This is a genomic window from Streptomyces sp. KL116D, assembly GCF_030766975.1.
Classification (GTDB): Bacteria; Actinomycetota; Actinomycetes; order Streptomycetales; family Streptomycetaceae; genus Streptomyces; species Streptomyces longispororuber_A.
Genome location: NZ_JASERH010000108.1, coordinates 79,999 through 98,747 on the forward strand (window position 1 = coordinate 79,999; position 18,749 = coordinate 98,747).

Consider the following 18,749-nt stretch of genomic DNA (forward strand, 5'->3'; position numbering starts at 1 on the left):
CACCCGGCCGGGAACCGATCGGTTCCCGGCCTTCCCCTTGCCCCGGAAGGAGGAGACCCCGTGGGCGGTGAGGGACCAGGATCTGAACGGCACGGGCTCTGCCACTACATCCTCATCATCGCTCTCGTGGAACTCCTCGTCGAGACAGTGACGCCCTCCGAAGTATTCGGGAAGCGTCAGCAAGGGCGAACTCTGGAGGAACTGGCACTATGACAGCAAGCAGCTCCCTGCCCGGCCTGTCGGGCGGAAAGATCGCCGTCGACACACTCGGCTCCTGGGCCCGGCAGCATCCCAACAGGTCGGCTCTGACGTTTACCGACCGACCCGATCCGATCACATACGCCACGCTCGACGAACGATCCACCCGGATCGCCAACGCGCTCGCAGAGCGCGGCATCCGGCCGGGCGAAGTCGTGGCCTTCCTGCTGCCGACCGGTCCCGCGATCGTCGAGGTGGCCTGGGCCGCGCAACGCTCCGGACTCATCTACACGGCCATCAGCACCCGGCTCTCACCGGACGAGGTCGCCTTCATCGTGCGCGACAGCGGCGCCCGTTGCCTGATCTACGACTCATCACTGGCACCCCGCGTCGCGAGTCTGATCGCCGACGGTACCTTGCGGCGCCTCGTCGTACTCGCCGTTCGGTCCGGCGACTCCACCGCGCCGGTCGGTGAGTATCTCGCGGCGGCGGCCAGTGCGGCATCGCCCGTGCCGGACCCCTCGTGGGCCGAGGGCACGGACATGCTCTACTCGTCCGGCACGACGGGCCGCCCGAAAGGCGTATTCCGCCCCTTCAACGGACGGCCCGCCGGTACACCGGACTCGGCGACGACCCTGGCGGTCGAACGGTTCGGGCTCTCCAGCGACTCGGTATTCCTCGACACCGGCCCCCTCTACCACGCCGCACCGCTGCGCTACACCCTCGCTCCGCACCGGCTGGGCGCACACTCGGTGGTTCTGCCGTCGTTCGACGCGGAGGAATTTCTGCGCACCGTAGAACGGTATCGGGTGACCGAGGCATTGCTGGTACCCACGATGTTCATCCGCCTACTGCGACTCGCCCCCCACGTGCGCGACCGCTACGACCTGAGCTCGCTGCGATCGGTCTGGCACGGCGCCGCGCCGTGCCCCCGCGACGTCAAAAAGGCCGTAATCGACTGGCTGGGCCCGATCCTGATAGAGAACTACGGCGGCACGGAGGGCAACGGAGTCACCGTCGTGGACAGCCACACCTGGCTCAGCCGGCCCGGCACGGTCGGCCGCGCCGTGCGCGGCACCATCCGCATCCTGGACGAGGACGGGAAGGTACTCCCGCCCAGGTCGGTCGGTTTGGTCTACTTCGAGGGCGGGATGCGGTTCAAGTACCACAACGACCCCGGCAAGACTGCCGCCGCGTACAACTCGCAGGGATGGTCGACAATGGGCGACATGGGCTGGCTCGATGAGGACGGCTTCCTCTACCTCAGCGACCGGCGCACACACCTGATCATCTCGGGTGGGGTGAACGTGTATCCGCGGGCCGCGGAGGACGCACTCAGTCTCCACCCGCTCGTCGAGGACGTCGTAGTGGTGGGCGTACCCGACCCCGAGTTCGGCGAGCAGGTCAAGGCCGTCGTGCAACTGCGCGACCCCACGGCAGCCGGCGCCGACACCGCTCATAGACTGATCGACTTCTGTCGCGATCGGCTCGACCACATCGCGTGTCCGCGCTCGGTCGACTTCGTCGACACCCTGCCCCGCGAGCCCACCGGCAAGATCACGACACGCAAGGTCAAGGCGCGTTACTGGCCCGAAGGGGCTCTCTGACCCTGCCTTGCCCGAGCACAGGGCGGCGAGCGGCGGTGCAGGCTCATGCCTGCACCGCCGCTTGCCGGTAGAGATCGAGGCGGGAACGGACCCGACGCTCCAAGAAGTCGCCGAGCACCCGGTCGAAGACGGCGTTGTCGTCGCCGGCGACCATATGGTGGGCTCCCTTCACGTCGGCGAACTCGGCGTGCGGCACCAGTTCGAGGAACCTCTTGGAGTCGGCGACGCTCAGCACGTCCGACTCACCGCCGCGCACCAGCAGGGTCGGCACGCGCAACGACATCGCGGCACCGCCGAGTTGCACCGGATCGGTCACCGGGTCCCGCTGAACGGCTTGATCCACCGGGCCATGCAAGAAGGCAGGGTCCCAGTGCCAGTAGAATCGCCCGTCCACCTGACGCAGGTTCTTGCGCAGCCCTTCCACGTTCCGGGGCCGCGGGCGGTGTGGCACGTAGGCCGATACGGCGTCCGCCACCTCCTCAAGGGAGTCGAAGCCGTCCAGGCCGCTGTGCATGAAGTCCCTGATCCGGGCGGTCCCCTTCGGCTGCAGAAACGGCGATACGTCCACCAGAACCAGACCGAGGGCCAGTTCGGGATGGTGTCCGAGCGCGGACAGCGAACTGTTGCCGCCCAACGAGGCACCAACGAGCACCGGTGCGCGGCCAAGGAAATCGACAACCCGGACGACGTCGCCGGCGAACCGGTCGAGCCCGTACCGGCCGTCCGGCGACCAGCCGCTCTCTCCGTGGCCGCGCAGATCCACGGCGAGGGTGTACCAACCGGCCTCGGACAGGTCGCTCGCCGTGGAGCGCCAGGAGTGACGGGTCTGGCCGCCGCCGTGCAGCAGGACGACGGGCGGATCCTCCTTACTGCCATAGGTGTCGGCGACGAGTTCGACCCCGCCGTCAGTTGGGATCCGCAGGGTCGTCGCTTCGGGCTTCACCACGGGTCGACTCCTTCTCTTCATGAGCAAGATCACGTACCACTAGCTTAAATATTAAGCTATATTACAGAGTGGGCACAGAGCGACGCTCCCGCCGTGGCCTTGGGCGCCGCTGCCGCCAAGGAGGCGATCATGGAACGGGTACTCTGCCGCATCCAGAACGGTGTGGCGGACGTGCGTCTCAACCGTACGGACAAGCTCAACGCGCTCGACGACACGCTGTTCGCGGAACTCATCGAGGCCGGTCTGCGACTGCGCGAGGACCCTGGCGTGCGCACGGTCGTGCTGTCCGGGGAGGGGCGGGCGTTCTGCGTCGGCCTCGACTTCACTGCCTTCCGCGCCCAGGCCGACGGCCGCTCCTGGCGGCCCGACGCGGTCACCGCCACCGATGCGTCCGCCACCGGCCTCGGCCGGGGGCAGCGCGCCGTCTGGCTCTGGCGCAGCCTCCAGGTCCCGGTCATCGCTGCGGTCCACGGCTACGCCTTGGGCGGCGGTCTGCAACTCGCTCTCGGCGCGGACCTGAGGCTGACCACGGCGGACTCGAAGTGGGGTGTCCTGGAGCTCGATTGGGGCCTGGCGCCCGACATGTGCGGCTCCCAGATCCTGCCCCGCCTGATCGGCCCGGACCGAGCCATGGAACTCGCCCTCACCGCCCGGAAGGTGAGCGGCTCGGAAGCGGTGGAGATGGGCATGGCTACCCGGCTGGCGGCCGATCCACGGGAAGAGGCCCTGGCAATGGCGCACGAGATCGCCGGGCGCAACCCCAAGGCGGTCGTCGCGATCAAGCAGTTGGCCAACACCACGTGGGACACCGAGGCCCTGCAGGCCGGCTTCCGGGCAGAGCGCGTGTTCATGGAAGAGAACGTCGGCAGTCCCGAGCAGCGTGCAGCGGCTCGGAAACGACTCGGTACGGAAAGGACCCGCGGATGACAGCCACCCGATCCGGAGAGCTGGGCGAGCAGGAGCAGCAGGATCTTCGTGACTGGTTCCGAGAGCACTGGGAGCAAGGTGTTGCCTTCAACCGCGACTGCGCTCTTAGCGTGCGGCAATGGACTCCCGAGTGCGCCGAGTTGGCGATCCCGTACGCCGAGCGGCTCTCGGCGCACGACGGAGTCTTCCACGGTGGCGTGATCTCCGCGCTGATCGACAGCGCTGGCGGTGCGGCAGTGATGGCCGGCCACGACTTCGCCAAGGGAAGCCGTCTGAGCACCGTCTCCCTCTCGGTGCAGTACCTGCTGCCCGCCGTCGGGGCGGAGGTGGTCGCGCAAGCCCGCTGCGTGCGCCGCGGCGGCCGGATCCACTTCAGCGAGGTCGAGGTGCGCCGAGCCGACGGACAAGCCTGCGCCCGGGGCCAGGTCGTGGTCAGCATCTCCGGCAAGCGCCCCGGCGCACCCGCAACGACCCACAAGCCCACCGCCGGAACCTGAGCCCGATTTCCCCAAGAGAAGAGAAGAGAAGCCATGCCAGAACCCACTGCGGCGGACAGTGTCCTGTACGAGGTCGACGAGGGCGTCGCGACCCTCACGTTCAATCGACCGGAACGCAAGAATGCCTGGAATCTCCCCATGGAGAAGCGCTTCTTCGAGCTGCTGGACCAGGCCGCCGAGGACCCTGACGTCCGGGCGCTCGTCGTCACCGGCGCGGGTAGGGCTTTCTGCCCGGGCATGGATGTGCAGCGGCTCGAGAAGAACTCGCAGCCGGGCGAGAGCCTGGACTTCACCGGACGGCCCCCGATGTACAGCAGGCGCTTCCTCCCCAAGCCGGTGATCGGTGCGATCAACGGCGGCTGCGCGGGCATCGGCCTGGTACAGGCGCTGCTGTGCGATGTCCGTTTCGCGGCACGAGGTGCTCGTATCACCACCGCGTTCGCGCGCCGCGGCCTGGCCGGCGAGTACAACCTGCCGTACATTCTCCCGCGCGTCGTCGGCCTGGAGAACGCCCTCGACCTGCTGCTGACCGGCCGCACCTTCGACGCTGACGAGGCCAAGGAACTCGGCCTCGTCAGCCGCGTCGTCGAGCCGGACGAACTCCTCGGTGCGGCGCAGGAGTACGCGGCAGACATCGCCCGCAACTGCGCACCGCGCACGCTCGCGGTGCTGCGCCGCCAGGTGTACGGAGATCTTGACCGCAGCTTCGACGAGGCCCTGTCGCGCAGCTACTCCGCGATGCAGTACTTCGCCGGCTCCGCCGACTTTCGTGAGGGGGTCGCGAGCTTCGCGGACCGGCGCGCGCCCGCGTTCGAGGGCCTGCCCGCGGACTTCGACCCGGAGGATGCGCTGAGCAAGCCCTTCCTCCCGGAGTAGGGACCGGCCGGGCCCCAGCCCCAACCAACTCTTGACCGAGGAGTGCCCGTTCGTGGACATCACCTATCCCCCGCAGACCGCGGCGTTCCGCACCGAGGTGCGCGACCTTCTCGCCGAGTACCTTCCGGAGGGCTGGCAAGGCATCGGCGCCCTGGACGAGGAAGCCGCCTGGGCCTTCGCCCGTGAATGGCGCACCAGGCTCGCCGGACTCGGCCTGCTCTCGGTGGCCTGGCCGCAGGAGTACGGCGGCCGCGGGCTCACCAAGCTCCACCAGGTCGTCCTGATGGAGGAGTTGGCCAAGGCCGGCGTCCCGTTCGGGCTCCCCCAGGACACCTTCGGCGTGAAGATGCTCGCCAACACCCTTCTGCGCTGGGGCACGGAGGAGCAGAAGCTGCACTTCCTGCCCCGCATCCTCAGCGGCAAGGACACCTGGTGCCAGGGCTACTCCGAGCCGGGCGCCGGATCGGACCTCGCCTCACTCACTACGCGCGCCCGGCTGGTCCACGAGGACGACGGGGACCACTGGGTCATCGACGGCCAGAAAGTGTGGACCTCCGGGGCGCACATCAGCGACTGGATCTTCGTCCTGGCCCGTACCAACCCGGAGGCCTCCAAGCACCGCGGCATCTCCTTCCTTCTCGTCCCCTTGGACCAGCCCGGCATCGAAGTCCGCCCCTTCCGGATGGCGACCGGCCAGGAGCACTTCAACGAGGTGTTCTTCACCGGCGCGAGGACCCGAGCCGACCTGGTGGTGGGAGGCGTCGACAACGGCTGGGCGGTGGCACAGAGCCTGCTTGGCGTCGAGCGCGGCGAAGAGGCGGCAACCAACCCGATCCTCTTCAAGTCCGAGCTGGAGCGGTTGATCGAGCTCGCTCGCGAGTACGGCAAGGACAAGGACCCCGTCATCCGCCAACGGATCGCCTGGTGCTGGTCCAAGGTCGAGATCATGCGCTACCTCGGCTACCGGGTACTCTCCGGCTGGCTGGAAGGCAAGGAACCCGGTCCCGAGACTTCGATCTCCAAGCTCTTCTGGAGCGAGTACCACCTGCGGGTCACCGACCTGGCCATGGACATCATGGGTATGCACGCTCAGGCGATCAAGGGCCGCCAGCCCCTGCGCACCTACCGCGCGGACGACCCGGGCGCGGTGAACAGCTCGGCGTCCTGGTCCACGGGGTACCTCCTCGCCCGGTCAGGCACGATCTACGCCGGCACCTCGCAGGTGCAGCGGAACATCCTGGCCGAGAAGGTGCTCGGGCTGCCCCGCGAACCGAAGATCGCAAGCTGACGTAACTCACCCCTTGCATCAGCCATACCGTTAGATAATTATTTCTTTAGCGTCTCGCTTTTCGTGTGGAACGCAAGCTCATGACCGCTCAGCGCCAAGGGGCCATCGACTGTGGTGAGCACAAGTACGAGGAGCCGGAGGGCGTCCTCATGTACCCCCCTGCCCCTCAGCTGACCGCCCGCTGACGGGCCATCGAGCGCGAGCCGGTCCCGGACGCCCGAGGGGGGCGCCCTGGGCCGGCTCGCCACATTCCCGCCCTCTGCCCCATCCACCTTGGTATCTCTCCCAGAGAGGGGAGCCGCGTGCCCTCCCAAGCCCTGTCCGGTATCCGGGTCCTGGACCTGTCCCGCATCCTCGCGGGCCCTTTCGCGACCCAACTGCTCGCCGACCTCGGAGCGGAGGTGATCAAGATCGAGCGCCCGGGCGTCGGTGACGACGCGCGTTCCTACGGACCGCCCTTCGCCACCGACCGGGAGGGAGAGCCGACTCGGACCTCGGCCTTTTACCTGGCCTGCAACCGCAACAAGGAGTCGGTGACGATCAATCACGCCACTGAACGGGGCCGGGAGCTGATCCGCGAACTGGCCCGCAAGTCCGACGTCGTGGTCGAGAACTTCCGCGCCGGCACTCTGGCCAAGTACGGCCTTGACCACGAGAGCCTGCGGGCCGAGAACCCGCGCCTTGTCTACCTTTCGCTCACCGGCTTCGGACAGAACGGCCCCTACGCCGAACGCCCCGGATACGACGGCGTCTTCCAGGCGATGTCCGGCATGATGAGCGTCTCGGGCCACCCCGACGAACCGATGAAGGTCGGCATCAGCATGGTCGACATCATCTCCGGGCTCTACGCCTCCACAGCCGTGCTCAGCGCGCTGCGCCACCGGGACATGACCGGGGAGGGGCAGTACATCGACCTCGCGCTGCTCGACTGCGGTCTCGCCTCCCTCTCCCACTTCGCGATGAACTACCTCGTCTCGGGCGAGGTCCCGGAGCGGCGCGGCAACGGCGGCTACGGCGGAATCCCCTCCCAGTCCTTCATGTGCAGCGACAAGCCGCTGTTCCTGGTGGCAGGAAACGATCGCCAATTCGCGTCGTTCTGCGCCGCCGCCGACCGCGAGGACTTGCTCGACGACGAGCGGTTCGCGACGACGTCGGCCAGGATCGCCCACCGCAAGGAGATCCTGCCTGTCCTCGCCGAGGTCATGGCCCAGCGCACCCGGGATGACTGGCTGGAGACGCTGGAGCGGCACGGTGTCCCGGCGGGCCCGGTCAACGAGCTCCCGGACGTCTTCGCCGATCCACAGATCAAGCACCGCGAGATGCTCGCGGAAGTTGCCGACCCTCTGATGGGGACACTTCCCCTGCTGGCCAACCCGATCCGACTGGCCGCCACTCCGGTCGGCGACTACACGCCGCCGCCCGGCCTGGGCGAGCACACCGCCGACGTCCTCGGCCGCCTCACCGGCGTTGGGACCGATGAGCTGACCGCCCTGAGGGCCGACGGCGTGGTGTAGTCCTCCCGGACCCGACAATGGGCCGTGCCGGACCGAAGTGGTGGAAGCCACCGGACCGGCACGGCCCATTGTGGTGACGCGCCGGACCGCTCAGGGCCTCGGATCCTTGGGGAGCCCAAGCACCTTCTCGCCGATGATGTTCCGCTGGATCTCACTGGAGCCCCCGTAGATGGTCTCCGCGAGGGACAACAGGAACGAGCGTTGCGTGCCGTCGAGTTCGTAGTCCGGGCCGACGACCTGACCGGCCGGGCCCGCCAGCTCCATGGCCACATGGCCCAGCCGCTGGTGCCCCGTCGAGGCGTAAAGCTTGGCGGTCGCGGACTGCGCTCCCGGCGTGCGGCCGACGACCAGCTCACCGACCGTACGCAGGTTGGTCAGACGCATGATCCGGACCGTCATCCAGGCTTCCACGACCCGCTCGCGCAGCATGGTGTCCCCGGCCAGGCCACGCCCGCGAGCCCGCTCCAGGAGGGCCTCGGCCTCACGCTCGAAGGTGAATTGCTGCGGGAGCAGTGTGCTGCCGCGCTCGATCCCAAGGGTCACCATGGCGGTACGCCAGCCCTGACCCACGCCTCCCACCACGAAGTCGGCGGAGGTGCGCGCGTCCGAGAGGAACACCTCGGCGAACTCCTCCTGGCCGGCCAGGTTCCTGATCGCGCGGATCTCGACGCCGGGCTGATCGGCCGGGACGATCAGCATGCTCAGCCCGTGGTGGCGCTCGGAGTCCGGGTCGGTGCGGGCAAGCACGTACAGCCAGTCCGCGTGCATCCCGAACGAGGTCCACACCTTCTGCCCGTTGAGCACCCACTCGTCGCCGTCGCGTTCGGCGCAGGTGCGCACCGACGCGAGGTCGGACCCCGCGCCCGGTTCACTGAACCCCTGGCCCCAGAATTCCTCGACGGAGAGGATCGGCGGCAGGAACCGCTTCTTCTGCTCCTCGTCACCAACCGAGATCAGCATCGGACCCAGCAGGTCCAGCGCGTTGCCGGTGGCCCGGTAGGGAGCGTTGGCGCGGGCGTACTCGTACTCGAACACGATCTCCTCGAGCAGGCCGAGCCCGCGCCCTCCGTGCTCGCGCGGCCAACCGACGCCAAGCCAGTTCCCGGCCGCCAGCTCACGGTCCCAGGCGAGCCGCACGTCCCATGCGGCGCCGTCGGTCGGCCCGCCGACCCCGCGGTACTCGGCGAACTCGCCGACCAGGTGCTCATGCAACCAGGTGCGGATCTCATCGCGGAACTCACGGACCTCAGGCCCGAAATCCAGCTCCACTGGCTCTTCCCCTTCCCTGCTCGGATAGCTGCCTCAGAGGCCCAGCCGGGACGCGAGGGCCTCCCGGTGGTACGACGCCGGACCGAGCAGTACCTCGGAACTCTTGGCGCGCTTGAAATAGAGGTGCGCCGGATGCTCCCAGGTGAAGCCGATGCCTCCGTGCACCTGGATGTTGTCCCCGGCCACCCGCGTGAAAGCCTGCGAGCAGAACGCCTTGGCCAGTGAGGCCGCCAGGGCCGCCTCACCGTCGTCGTCGCCGGCGACGGCCCACAGCCCGCCGTACGCGGCGGAGCGCGCGGACTCGATCTCTACCAGCATGTCCGCACACTTGTGCTTGATGCCCTGGTAGGAGCCGATCACACGGCCGTACTGCTGACGGATCTTCGCGTAGTCGACCGCCGCTTCCAGTGCCACGGACGCCCCACCCACTTGCTCGGCGGCGAGAAGCACGGCAGCCGTCGCGAGCCCCCGCTCGATGCCCGGCCATGCCTGGCCCTCGTCGCCAAGCAGCCGTGCCGGGGTGTCGGTGAACTCGACGCGGGCCTGCTTCCTGGTCTCGTCGACAGCAGGCTGATGCGTACGGCTCACGCCATGCGCGTCCGCGTCGACGGCGAAGAGACTCACCCCGCCGGGAGTAGTCGCCACGACCAGCAGTAGATCTGCGGTGTGACCATCGGGTACGTAGGACTTGGTCCCGGTCAGCGTCCAGCCGTCAACGGCTGGCGCGGCCGCGAGCCGGATGCCCTCCCGGTCCCAGCGGCCGTCCTCCTCGGTGAGAGCCAGGGTCGCCACGGTGCTTCCATCCGCGATCCCCGGCAGCAGGTCGCGGCGCGCGTCCTCGTCGGCCACCCGCAGCAGGGTCTCCGCCGCCAGCGCGACCGTGGCGAAGTACGGCGCACAAAGCAGCGACCGCCCCATCTCCTCGAAGACGACCCCGAGCTCCCGGTAACCGAATCCGGAACCGCCGTACTCCTCCGGTATGGCGAGCCCCTGGAGGCCCATCTCGGTGGCCATGCGACCCCACACCTTGGGGTCGTAGCCGTCCTCGGTCGCGGCGAGCCGGCGCACCTCCGCCTCGGAGGAGTGCCTCGTCAGGAAGGAGCGGACGACCGTTCGCAGCTCCTCCTGCTCTTCGCTGAAGGTGAGTTCCATGCAGAGCCCTTCCGTCCCCGGTGTTGCCGCTTCGACAATACAGTTAGATTATTGCAGTATCCATACTGATTGAACCGGAGGGCCGAAGTGACCGACCGATACGAGCAGTTCAGCAGCCTGACCTTCGAGCGCCCAGCTCCGGGCGTACTCCGGATCGTCCTCGACGCCCCCAACCTGAACGCCGTCGACCCGGTGATGCACCGCGAACTGGCGGACATCTGGCCGGTCATCGACCGGGACGAGGAGACCCGCGTCGTCATGATCCAGGGCGCCGGAAAGGCTTTCTCGGCCGGCGGGACCTTCGACTCCATCGAGGCCATGACCGAGTCGTACGACGTGCGGGTCAGGGTCATGCGCGAGGCCCGGGACATGGTCTACGGGGTGCTCAACTGCTCAAAGCCTGTGGTCTCGGCGATCCACGGCCCGGCAGTCGGCGCCGGTCTCGTCATCGGCATGATGGCCGACATCTCCGTGGCCGGCCGGAAGGCGAAGATCGTCGACGGCCACACCCGGCTCGGCGTCGCCGCGGGCGACCACGCAGCCATCTGCTGGCCGCTGCTGTGCGGCATGGCCAAGGCCAAGTACTACCTCCTCACATGCGACGCACTGAGTGGCGAGGAGGCCGAGCGGATCGGCCTCGTCTCCAAGTGCGTGGACGACGACGAGGTGCGGGAAGAGGCGCTGCGGATCGCGACCCGCCTGGCCAACGGCTCCGTCAGCGCCATCGCCTGGACCAAGCGGTCGCTCAACCACTGGTATCGGATCGCCCAGCCCATCTTCGAGGCCTCGCTCGGGCTTGAGTTCCTCGGCTTCGGCGGGCACGACGTGGCTGAGGGCGTCGCCTCGCACCGCGAGAAGCGCTCCCCCGATTTCGAGGCCGTGGCCGCAGCCCACCCGCTGGACCTCTGACCCTCGAACCGCACAGCCGACAGCCGACAGCCGACAGCCGACAGCCGAACGAAACCGAAGGACTGACAATGCCCAAGGCCGCACAACCGTCCGTCGACGAAGTCGCCCCGCTGGTCAAGGGTCTGACCTATGAGGAGATGCCGACCGGGCAGACGTTCCGCACCGCCCGGCGCACCATCACCGAGACCGACCTGGTCAACTTCATCACTTGGGGCGGCTTCAACGAGCCGCTCTTCTGGGATGCCTCGCACGCCGCCGACGGTGGCTACACCGGTCGACTGGTCCCGGGAGCCCTGTCCTACTGCATCGCCGAAGGGCTCGTGCTGCAGACCAACGCCCTACACGGCACCGGTCTCGCCTTCATGCACATGGAGCTGTCCGTCAAGGGACCGGTCTATGTCGGCGACACGCTCTGCGCAATCGTGGAGACCATGGACTCGCGCGCGTCGAGCAAGCCCGGCCGGGGGGTGGTGACCAGCAGGATCAGCGTCCGCAACCAACGCGACGAAGAGGTCCTGGTCTACACGCCGGTGCGACTCATCCGCGGCAAGGACTTCGAGGCGACGGAGCACTGACCGCGACCGCGGCGCCCCCTCCCTACCGGGGGACGAAAGGCGCCGCGGTACACCGCGGACGCGGGCGTCGGCGCCACACAGCGCAGAGGTCGCGCGGCCGCCACTCGCCCCACCAGAGGCAATCTGGTTATATAATTACACCTCTTAGCACCTCGTCATCTCCGTAACGGATCCGGGAGCTCCAGTGCACTTCGCCTTCACCGACGAGCAGGAGGATCTGCGCAGGACCGTGCGCGCCTTCTTCGACGACACCTCTTCGGAGCCGGAGCTGCGCCGACTGATGGACTCGGCGGAGGGATACAACCCGGGCGTATGGCACCGCATGGGCTCCGAGATCGGCATCCAGGGACTGATCGTGCCGGAGGAGTTCGGCGGCGCCGGCTGCGGCATGATCGAACTCGGCACGGTAATGGAGGAAGCGGGCCGAGCCCTGCTGTGTGCCCCGCTGCTGTCCTCCGCCGTGATGGCAACGACCGCTCTGCTGCAGTGCGATGCACCGGACGCCCGCAAGCGGCTGCTGCCCCGCCTCGCCGCCGGCGAGATCGTCGCGACGTTCGCGCTGACCGAGGACTCGGGCCGGTGGGACGCTGGCGGCGTACAGCTCGCCGCCCGTGAGGACAAGGACGGCGACTGGCAACTGTCCGGACACAAGAACTTCGTTCTCGACGGCACCGTCGCCGACGTGATCCTCACCGTGGCGCGCACCCCCGAAGGCATCGGCCTGTTCTCGGTCGAGGGCGACGCCCCAGGCCTGCTCCGCGATGACCTGCCCACCCTGGACCCGACCCGGCGCCAGGCCCGCCTGGAGTACCAGAACGTGCCGGCCGTCCGGCTGCGCACCCCGGGGAACTGCTGGGAGCACGTCTCCGCGGTGCTCGACCGCAGCGCCGCGGCGCTGGCCGTGGAGCAGGTCGGCGTGGCCGAGCGAGCTCTGGACATGGCGGTCGAGTATGCCAAGACGCGCCACCAGTTCGGCCGAGCCATCGGCTCGTTCCAGGCAGTCAAGCACCTGCTCGCCGATGTGCTACTGGAAGTCGAGTCTGCCCGCGCGGCCGCCTACTTCGCCCTCCTGAGCGCCGACGGCGGCGGAGACGACCTGCCGACAGTCGCGGGTCTGGCCAAGGCCTTCTGCTCGGATGCCGCCGTGCAGGCCGCATCTCAGAACATCCAGGTGCACGGCGGCATCGGCTTCACCTGGGAGCACTCCGCCCACCTGTACCTCAAGCGGGCCAAGACCTCGCAGATGCTGCTCGGCGACTCCCAACACCACCGCGAGGTGCTGGCCCAGCGCATCGGGGTCTGAGAACCCTCGGCTCGACCTCCCCGGCACCGGCCGGGGACCTGCACTCAATGGAGTTGACACTATGAAGGTGGACGGCAAGCTGAGCGCCTGGGGGGCCGGCGAGGTGGTCGCCCAGGCCGTGGAACACGAGCGGCGCGGCTACAGCGGCCTGTGGTCCTCGGAGTCCAAGCACGACCCGTTCCTGCCCCTGCTCCTCGCCGCCGAGCACACGGAACGGCTGGAAGTGGGCACCGCGATCGCGCTTGCCTTCGCCCGCTCCCCCATGCAGTTGGCATACACGGCGCATGATCTCCAGACCTACTCGGGCGGCCGCTTCACCCTCGGCCTGGGCAGCCAGATCAAACCGCACATCGAGCGCCGATTCTCAATGCCCTGGAGCCGTCCGGCTGCCAGGATGCGGGAGTACATCAGCGCATTGAAGGCCATCTGGTCCGCGTGGAACGACGGGACCCGTCTGGACTTCCGCGGTGACTTCTACAGCCACACCCTCATGACCCCGTTCTTCGCCCCGCCACCGGCGCCCGGTGGCGCGCCGAAGGTCTTCCTGGCCGCTGTCGGCGAGGCGATGACGCGTACCGCGGGCGAGGTGGCGGACGGACTGCTCTGTCACGGTTTCACCACCGAGCGCTACTTGCGGGAAGTCACCCTCCCAACCATCGAGAGCGGCCTGGCCTCGTCCGGCCGCAAGCGGGAGGACTTCACGGTCAGCCATCTGCTGCTGACCGCGACCGGCCGGACCGAGGAGGAGATGGCCACGGCGGTCAGCGCCACCCGCCGCCAGATCGCCTTCTACGGCAGCACCCCGGCGTATCGCAATGTGCTGGATCTGCACGGCTGGGGAGAGCTGGGCGATGAGCTGCACGCCCTGTCCACCTCCCGCCGCGAGGACCGCTGGGAGGCCATGGGCACCCTGATCGACGACGATGTGCTCAACGCCTTCGCCGTGGTCGCCGAACCCGACCGCGTGGCGTCCGAAATCGACCGCCGGTACGGCTCGCTGGTGGACCGACTGTCGTTCTACACCACGTACGAGATTGACCAGGAGATCTGGCAGCGGCGCTGCCCAGAGACTGCGCGACTGAGTAGGCGGAAAAGACTCACAGCGGCAACGGGCCCCAAGCGTCAGCTTGGGGCCCGTTGCCGTCCGGTAGGGACGATGTCGGTCAAACGCCGAAGCCGATCCAGGAGGCGTTCGTGCTGGACGGCCGGCCCGCCGAACAGAAGCTGGGAGGACTTGGCACGACGGAAGTACAGATGCGCCGGGTGCTCCCAGGTGAGAGCCAGATACCTCACGTGGATCTGGATGCTCTCGCCGCGACGAACATGAAGGCAGCGCGAGCAGCAGGCGTGCGCCACCGCCGCAGCGACAGGGAACTCGGGCGATCTCGGCGGCCAGGAGCGCGGCTCGCGCGCGGCGGCCTCGGCGAGCGCCACCTGCACCAGCATGTCCGCGAGGCGGTCGCGTGACCGCCTGGAAGGAACCGATCGGCCGACCGAGCTGGTAGCGGCCCTGGGCGTATTCGGCGGCCGTCTCCATGCGCTTGCGGGCCCCGCCCGCCTGCTCAGCCGCGAGCCCGGCCGCGGCCAGGTCCAGGACACGGGAAACCACACGCCCGGCGCCACCAACGGCGCCGACCAGCCTCCCGCGCACATCATCCAGCACCACGCGTGCCATGGCGCGAGTGACATCAGTGTTTCAGAACCTTGGTCCTCAGGCCGGGCGACGTCCGCTCACGGCGAACATCGAGGGTCCGTCACCGGTGCGGGCCACCACGAAGATCACGTCGGCCAGCCGCTCCGTCTATCACGAAGCACTTGGTCGGTCGTGACAGACCCCGTTCCCGGGGCTCCGCCCGGGTGGATGCGAGCTCGGGGTCCCACGACCCGCTGTCCTCGGCGACGGCCAGCGTCGCCGTGGTGAGCCGGTGGCGATGTCCGTGGAGGTGCTCCTGGCAGGCGTCCTCGTCGCCCAGAGGCCTGCGGCGCTTGGGCGGCCAGGACCACGGTCGCGAACAGCGGAGCACACAGCAGGACCGGCCGGCCTCCTCCAGCACGACGCCGAGTTCGGCAGGACGAATCCGTCTCTCGTAGCGCTCGGACGGGGCCAGAGCGGCAGGCGGAGCTGCCGCGTCGCCTGATCCCACACGGCCGGGTCATGGCGCCTCTCGCTCTCCGCGAGCTTGCGCACCGCCTCCTCGGGCGACCTGGCCTCTAGGAAGCCCCTGACCTCGGAACGGAGTTCAGCGAGACCTTCGCCCTGGTCACCGCTCACGTCAGACCCCTGGGAGGCGTGCGGAGCTGACGCAGCTCGCGGAATGGGGAGGTGTTGTCGATGCCCGGTTCCCTGGGCATTCCTAGCACCCGCTCAGCGAGGATGCTCTTCGCGAGCTCCTCGGTGCCGCCCAGGATGCGCAGGGCCGGGGTGGCGAGCGCCAGATCCGTCCAGGCGTGCGTGCCCCATTGTGCCGTTGTCCGCGATGAGGCGAGGGCCGAGCACGTCCGACACGAAGTGGGACGGCCCGGGTAAGGTTCTGGCCGTACATCAGCTTGGACACGGACATCTCGGGTCCCGGTACGGCGCGCCGAGCGCAGAGGCCCGCAGTGCGCGAGCGTTGAGATACTCGGTGGCCTTGAAATCGGCGAGAAGTTCGGCGAGTCTGCCGCGCAGTGCGCGATCGTCCGAGGTCGAGGTGGCGCGCATGAGCGCGGACAGCGTTCCGACAGCGCGGAGGCGACCGGACCGGCGCCTATCGCTCCCGACGGTGGCTCGCTCGTTCATCAGAGTGGTCAACGCCGCGGTCACATCCCTCGTCACGACCTCGCCGAGGCGATGGTCGTCGGGCGCGGACACCGGTGAGGAAGACTTCGTTGAAGTCCGCGCCGCCGGTCATCTGTCGCAGCGGACGGACTTCCACGCCGGGGGTGTCCATGGGTACGAGGAAAGCCGTGATACCCCGGTGCTTGGGCGCGTCCGGGTTGGTGCGAAAGGCCAGCGCGAGCCAATCTGGCTGTGCTGGGCGACGGAAGTCCAGACTTTCTGGCCGTCCAGGACCCAACTGTCGCACGTCGCGCACGGCGCGGGTGGTGATGCCGGCTGGGTCGGACCCAGCGTCTGGTTCGCTGAAGAGCTGGCACGCGATGACCTCGCCCTGGTACATGGCTGGCAGCCAGCGGTCCTTCAGGGCAGACTGGGCGTGCGCGAGGAGATCGTCGGCCCAATCATGCTCAGCCCGATGACGCTGAGGGTGCCCGTGTCGGGGACGTCGTACTCGGCCTCGACGGCGTCGTAGAGCATGTCGTGAACGCGGCTCAGCTCACGGCCGCCGTATGCGGCGGGACCGGTGATCCAGCCGAGACCGGCCTCGTGCGGGTGCGTTGCCACTGCCGCGCCTCTTCGACGGCGGCGTGGCGTTCACCTCCGGCGGTGCGGCATTGAAGTAGGCCACGGTCGTCACCCTGCCCCCAGGCGAATTCGCTGGAGGACGGACGCTTCGAGGCCCGGGCGTCGAGAAAGCGCCCGGACTTCTTCCTCGAAGGCGCCCAGCCCATGGGCTACATCGTCGTGCATGGGTCTGGACTCCGTGGATCAGGTGGACAGGATGGTCACGGCGGGCACACCCGGCGCACCGTAGAGGTGTGTAGCCAGGCCGACGCGAGGGCTGTTCGGAACCTGCCGGGCCCCTGCCGTCGCAGTTGCAGCACAGTCTCGTGGATCTGCCACCGCAGTCCGGAGGCTCCGAGTTGGTTCGCCGTTGCCTAGGAGACCACCATCGGTGTTCACCGGCAGGCGGCCTCCGATCTGGTGGCGCCCTCGGCGATCATGCGCTCCTGGTCGCCGTCCTTGCACAGGCCGGTCTCGGCCATGTGAATGATCTCGGAGCCGGCGTCGGTGTCCTGGAGCTGCGCGATGTCGACGTCGTCGGGCCCGGTGCCGGCACGCTCGAGGCGCCTCCCGGCTGGCGCCCACGGTGGGGCTGTCCGCACGCTCCTGCTAGCGGCAGCGAGGGCTCTGGACCTCGAAGGCACCAGAGCTTGCGGCTCTGCAAGGAGGTGGCTCGTACCGGATCGGAGTCGAGGTGTAGCGGTGAGCCTGGTCGGCGCGGCAGAGATGACGGCCGCGGCGCCCTCGTCGGGCCCGCAGTACATGAACTGCACAGCAGCGTGGTCGAGGACGGGCGACGCGAGGATCTCGTCCACGCTGGGCAGGGTGCGGCGCCAGGCCTTGCTCGTTGTCGGACTGCGCGTTGCGAGGGTTCTTCGACGCCACCTCGGCCAGTGTGCGTTCGGAGATGTCGTGGTCGATGCATGTACCGGTTGATCTTCATCCCGAAGTAGTGGGTGGTGAGGGAAAGAGTCCGGTCTCGGCCGTACAGCTAGAGGGATCCCGGCCACCGAGGGGTCCGCGGCTGAAGGAAACGCCCCGCGGGTGCTTGTCCATGCCGATCGCGATGGTGACGTCGTGCTCACCGGTCTCGATGGCGCGAGCGGCGCCATGGAGACGGCCGTGCCGGCGGTCGCGCGCACCGTTGAAGACGCCGCGGAGCGATCCCTGTGAGGCCGAGACGGCCCACACGATGGCGTCAGGGGTTGGAGACCTCGTGGCTGCCGATGAAGCCCGCCTGTACCTGCGGCCAAGTGATACCCGCGTCCGTGAGGGCGAGGCGCACCGCGTCCGCGCCCATGTCCATGGCGGCCTTGCCGGGGAATCGCCCGAAGGGGTGGAGGCCCACCCCGATGATGGCGGCTTCCATCACGCCTCCTGTGCGTCGGTGTCGGGAGTGAAGGCAAAGGTGAAGACTTCGGCACCTTGGGCGTCGGTGGTGTAGGGCACCAGCGTCATGCGCATCGGCTGCCCAATCTTCAGCTTCGTCGGGTCGGACTCGGTGAGGCGCGCCTCGACGAGAGTTCGCCCGGGAGCTCGATGTAGCCCAGTGCGTAGGGGCGGAAGGTGTCCGCCGTGTCGGAGCCGTCGTAGGGAGGGGACGGCGGGCGGAAGTTCTGCGTGGTGAAGGTCCAGAGCGTCCCGCGGTCGCCGAGTTGCTTGGCCTGTTGGTCGGTGGCCCGCAGCGCAGACAGTGCGTGGCGGCCGGGAAGTCGACCAGCCCGCAGGCACCGCAGGCGGAGCCGATCAGCTGCGGCCGCTCGGCGGACTCGGTGAACAGGCCCTCGGCCACCGGCTTGAGTGTCGTCACAAGGCTCCTTAGAGGTTCGGAGTGGACAGGAAAACGGTGCCGTCCACAGGGGCGGACTCGAAGCTCGCGACGGAGCCGTTGCCCCAGCCCTCCTGCGCCATGACCCGGCCACCGAGGATGCCGAACACCCGATCCGTCACACGCGCAGGCCATCGGCGACGTAGTCCACCCTCAGAGAGGCGGCGAGCGGGACGGGAGTCCGGCCGGAGGGCGAGGGTACGAAGAGTCGATCCCCGTTGCGGCCGTCCGTGTCGCCGACGGCTCAGCACCTTCAAATCGTGCGACTAAGAGGATAATAAGTCAACTATTTACACAGCTCACCCCCAGACGGAACCCGCACCGGGGAATCCGGCGGGCTGTCAGTAGGTGCGCAGCCCCATGCTGCGAGCGATGCCGTTGCGCTGGATCTGGCTGGTACCACCGGAGATGAGTGGCCACGATGGACTCGCGATACCGGAAGCTCATCACGCTCTCCGTGGAGAAGCCGTGACCGGCA

At 68.5% G+C, this 18,749-nt stretch carries 19 protein-coding genes and 2 pseudogenes; 11 read left to right on the top strand and 10 right to left on the bottom strand.

Going from position 1 to position 18,749, the window contains the following annotated elements; genetic code table 11:
- The first annotated feature begins 209 nt into the window (after positions 1 to 209).
- Positions 210 to 1,805 carry an AMP-binding protein gene (locus RBJ77_RS41935; RefSeq protein ID WP_372349782.1) on the top strand — a complete coding sequence of 532 codons (1,596 nt, stop codon included), beginning with the start codon at positions 210 to 212 and terminating at the stop codon, positions 1,803 to 1,805.
- Positions 1,806 to 1,848: 43 nt separating this feature from the next.
- On the opposite strand, the gene RBJ77_RS41940 is transcribed toward RBJ77_RS41935, so the two are convergent.
- Positions 1,849 to 2,751, bottom strand: a complete 903-nt coding sequence (locus RBJ77_RS41940) for an alpha/beta fold hydrolase (protein WP_372349783.1) — start codon at positions 2,749 to 2,751, stop codon at positions 1,849 to 1,851.
- A 129-nt stretch (positions 2,752 to 2,880) separates the two neighbouring features.
- On the opposite strand from RBJ77_RS41940, the gene RBJ77_RS41945 reads away from it, so the two are divergent.
- The 5 genes from RBJ77_RS41945 (at position 2,881) to RBJ77_RS41965 (ending at position 7,853) form a co-directional block, all read left to right on the top strand.
- Positions 2,881 to 3,678: a crotonase/enoyl-CoA hydratase family protein gene (locus tag RBJ77_RS41945; RefSeq protein WP_372349784.1), complete on the top strand. Its 798-nt coding sequence runs from the start codon at positions 2,881 to 2,883 to the stop codon at positions 3,676 to 3,678.
- The gene (locus tag RBJ77_RS41950) at positions 3,675 to 4,175 is read left to right on the top strand and encodes a PaaI family thioesterase (RefSeq protein WP_372349785.1); all 501 of its coding nucleotides are present in this window, start codon (positions 3,675 to 3,677) and stop codon (positions 4,173 to 4,175) included. The genes RBJ77_RS41945 and RBJ77_RS41950 overlap by 4 nt, the downstream gene beginning before the upstream one ends.
- A 33-nt stretch (positions 4,176 to 4,208) precedes the next feature.
- Positions 4,209 to 5,051: an enoyl-CoA hydratase-related protein gene (locus RBJ77_RS41955; protein WP_372349786.1), complete on the top strand. Its 843-nt coding sequence runs from the start codon at positions 4,209 to 4,211 to the stop codon at positions 5,049 to 5,051.
- Positions 5,052 to 5,103: 52 nt separating this feature from the next.
- Positions 5,104 to 6,339, top strand: a complete 1,236-nt coding sequence (locus RBJ77_RS41960; protein WP_372349787.1) for an acyl-CoA dehydrogenase family protein — start codon at positions 5,104 to 5,106, stop codon at positions 6,337 to 6,339.
- A 302-nt stretch (positions 6,340 to 6,641) separates the two neighbouring features.
- Positions 6,642 to 7,853, top strand: coding sequence for a CaiB/BaiF CoA transferase family protein (locus tag RBJ77_RS41965; RefSeq protein ID WP_372349788.1), 1,212 nt, complete (start codon positions 6,642 to 6,644; stop codon positions 7,851 to 7,853).
- 90 nt (positions 7,854 to 7,943) lie between these two features.
- On the opposite strand, the gene RBJ77_RS41970 is transcribed toward RBJ77_RS41965, so the two are convergent.
- Positions 7,944 to 9,122 carry an acyl-CoA dehydrogenase family protein gene (locus tag RBJ77_RS41970; protein ID WP_372349789.1) on the bottom strand — a complete coding sequence of 393 codons (1,179 nt, stop codon included), beginning with the start codon at positions 9,120 to 9,122 and terminating at the stop codon, positions 7,944 to 7,946.
- Positions 9,123 to 9,155: 33 nt separating this feature from the next.
- On the bottom strand, positions 9,156 to 10,274 hold the full coding sequence (locus tag RBJ77_RS41975; RefSeq protein WP_372349790.1) for an acyl-CoA dehydrogenase family protein: 1,119 nt from the start codon (positions 10,272 to 10,274) through the stop codon (positions 9,156 to 9,158).
- An 87-nt stretch (positions 10,275 to 10,361) separates the two neighbouring features.
- Here RBJ77_RS41975 and RBJ77_RS41980 point away from each other — a divergent pair, with 87 nt between their 5' ends.
- From RBJ77_RS41980 to RBJ77_RS41995, 4 genes are all read left to right on the top strand, one after another.
- Positions 10,362 to 11,183 carry an enoyl-CoA hydratase/isomerase family protein gene (locus RBJ77_RS41980; protein WP_372349791.1) on the top strand — a complete coding sequence of 274 codons (822 nt, stop codon included), beginning with the start codon at positions 10,362 to 10,364 and terminating at the stop codon, positions 11,181 to 11,183.
- Positions 11,184 to 11,251: 68 nt separating this feature from the next.
- Positions 11,252 to 11,758: a MaoC/PaaZ C-terminal domain-containing protein gene (locus RBJ77_RS41985; protein WP_372349792.1), complete on the top strand. Its 507-nt coding sequence runs from the start codon at positions 11,252 to 11,254 to the stop codon at positions 11,756 to 11,758.
- Positions 11,759 to 11,942: 184 nt separating this feature from the next.
- A complete protein-coding gene (locus tag RBJ77_RS41990) occupies positions 11,943 to 13,061 on the top strand; it encodes an acyl-CoA dehydrogenase family protein (protein WP_372349793.1) in 1,119 nt (372 codons plus the stop codon).
- Between the two features lie 67 nt (positions 13,062 to 13,128).
- Entirely contained in the window at positions 13,129 to 14,388 is a 1,260-nt protein-coding gene (locus RBJ77_RS41995; protein WP_372349794.1) for a TIGR03617 family F420-dependent LLM class oxidoreductase, read from the top strand.
- Between the two features lie 195 nt (positions 14,389 to 14,583).
- Here the strand turns inward: RBJ77_RS41995 and RBJ77_RS42000 are convergent.
- The 3 genes and pseudogenes from RBJ77_RS42000 to RBJ77_RS42010 form a co-directional block, all read right to left on the bottom strand.
- Positions 14,584 to 14,736, bottom strand: a pseudogene (locus tag RBJ77_RS42000) (acyl-CoA dehydrogenase); the annotation flags it as partial.
- A 1,503-nt stretch (positions 14,737 to 16,239) separates the two neighbouring features.
- Complete coding sequence (locus RBJ77_RS42005) at positions 16,240 to 16,443, bottom strand: hypothetical protein (RefSeq protein ID WP_372349795.1); 204 nt, start codon at positions 16,441 to 16,443, stop codon at positions 16,240 to 16,242.
- A gap of 395 nt (positions 16,444 to 16,838) precedes the next feature.
- Entirely contained in the window at positions 16,839 to 17,045 is a 207-nt protein-coding gene (locus RBJ77_RS42010) for a hypothetical protein (protein ID WP_372349796.1), read from the bottom strand.
- A 442-nt stretch (positions 17,046 to 17,487) separates the two neighbouring features.
- Between RBJ77_RS42010 and RBJ77_RS42015 the strand changes: the two genes are divergently transcribed.
- Positions 17,488 to 17,616, top strand: coding sequence for a hypothetical protein (locus RBJ77_RS42015; protein ID WP_372349797.1), 129 nt, complete (start codon positions 17,488 to 17,490; stop codon positions 17,614 to 17,616).
- A gap of 25 nt (positions 17,617 to 17,641) precedes the next feature.
- Here the strand turns inward: RBJ77_RS42015 and RBJ77_RS42020 are convergent, their stop codons facing one another.
- The 4 genes and pseudogenes from RBJ77_RS42020 to RBJ77_RS42035 form a co-directional block, all read right to left on the bottom strand.
- Positions 17,642 to 17,812, bottom strand: a complete 171-nt coding sequence (locus RBJ77_RS42020) for a hypothetical protein (protein WP_372349854.1) — start codon at positions 17,810 to 17,812, stop codon at positions 17,642 to 17,644.
- A gap of 109 nt (positions 17,813 to 17,921) precedes the next feature.
- Positions 17,922 to 18,179 carry an OB-fold domain-containing protein gene (locus RBJ77_RS42025; RefSeq protein ID WP_372349846.1) on the bottom strand — a complete coding sequence of 86 codons (258 nt, stop codon included), beginning with the start codon at positions 18,177 to 18,179 and terminating at the stop codon, positions 17,922 to 17,924.
- Positions 18,164 to 18,253 (bottom strand): annotated as a pseudogene (locus RBJ77_RS42030) (hypothetical protein); the annotation flags it as partial. The pseudogene RBJ77_RS42030 and the gene RBJ77_RS42025, both read right to left, overlap by 16 nt.
- 8 nt (positions 18,254 to 18,261) lie before the next feature.
- Complete coding sequence (locus tag RBJ77_RS42035) at positions 18,262 to 18,393, bottom strand: hypothetical protein (protein ID WP_372349798.1); 132 nt, start codon at positions 18,391 to 18,393, stop codon at positions 18,262 to 18,264.
- Between the last annotated feature and the right edge of the window lie 356 nt (positions 18,394 to 18,749).

What these genes read in the sequence shown, in the direction of transcription:
- RBJ77_RS41955 (WP_372349786.1), top strand. Translation starts at nt 4,209, where the DNA reads ATGCCAGAACCCACTGCGGCGGACAGTGTCCTGTACGAGGTCGACGAG.
- RBJ77_RS41975 (WP_372349790.1), bottom strand. Translation starts at nt 10,274, where the DNA reads ATGGAACTCACCTTCAGCGAAGAGCAGGAGGAGCTGCGAACGGTCGTC.
- RBJ77_RS41985 (WP_372349792.1), top strand. Translation starts at nt 11,252, where the DNA reads ATGCCCAAGGCCGCACAACCGTCCGTCGACGAAGTCGCCCCGCTGGTC.
- RBJ77_RS41935 (WP_372349782.1), top strand. Translation starts at nt 210, where the DNA reads ATGACAGCAAGCAGCTCCCTGCCCGGCCTGTCGGGCGGAAAGATCGCC.
- RBJ77_RS42020 (WP_372349854.1), bottom strand. Translation starts at nt 17,812, where the DNA reads ATGGAAGCCGCCATCATCGGGGTGGGCCTCCACCCCTTCGGGCGATTC.
- RBJ77_RS41945 (WP_372349784.1), top strand. Translation starts at nt 2,881, where the DNA reads ATGGAACGGGTACTCTGCCGCATCCAGAACGGTGTGGCGGACGTGCGT.
- RBJ77_RS41950 (WP_372349785.1), top strand. Translation starts at nt 3,675, where the DNA reads ATGACAGCCACCCGATCCGGAGAGCTGGGCGAGCAGGAGCAGCAGGAT.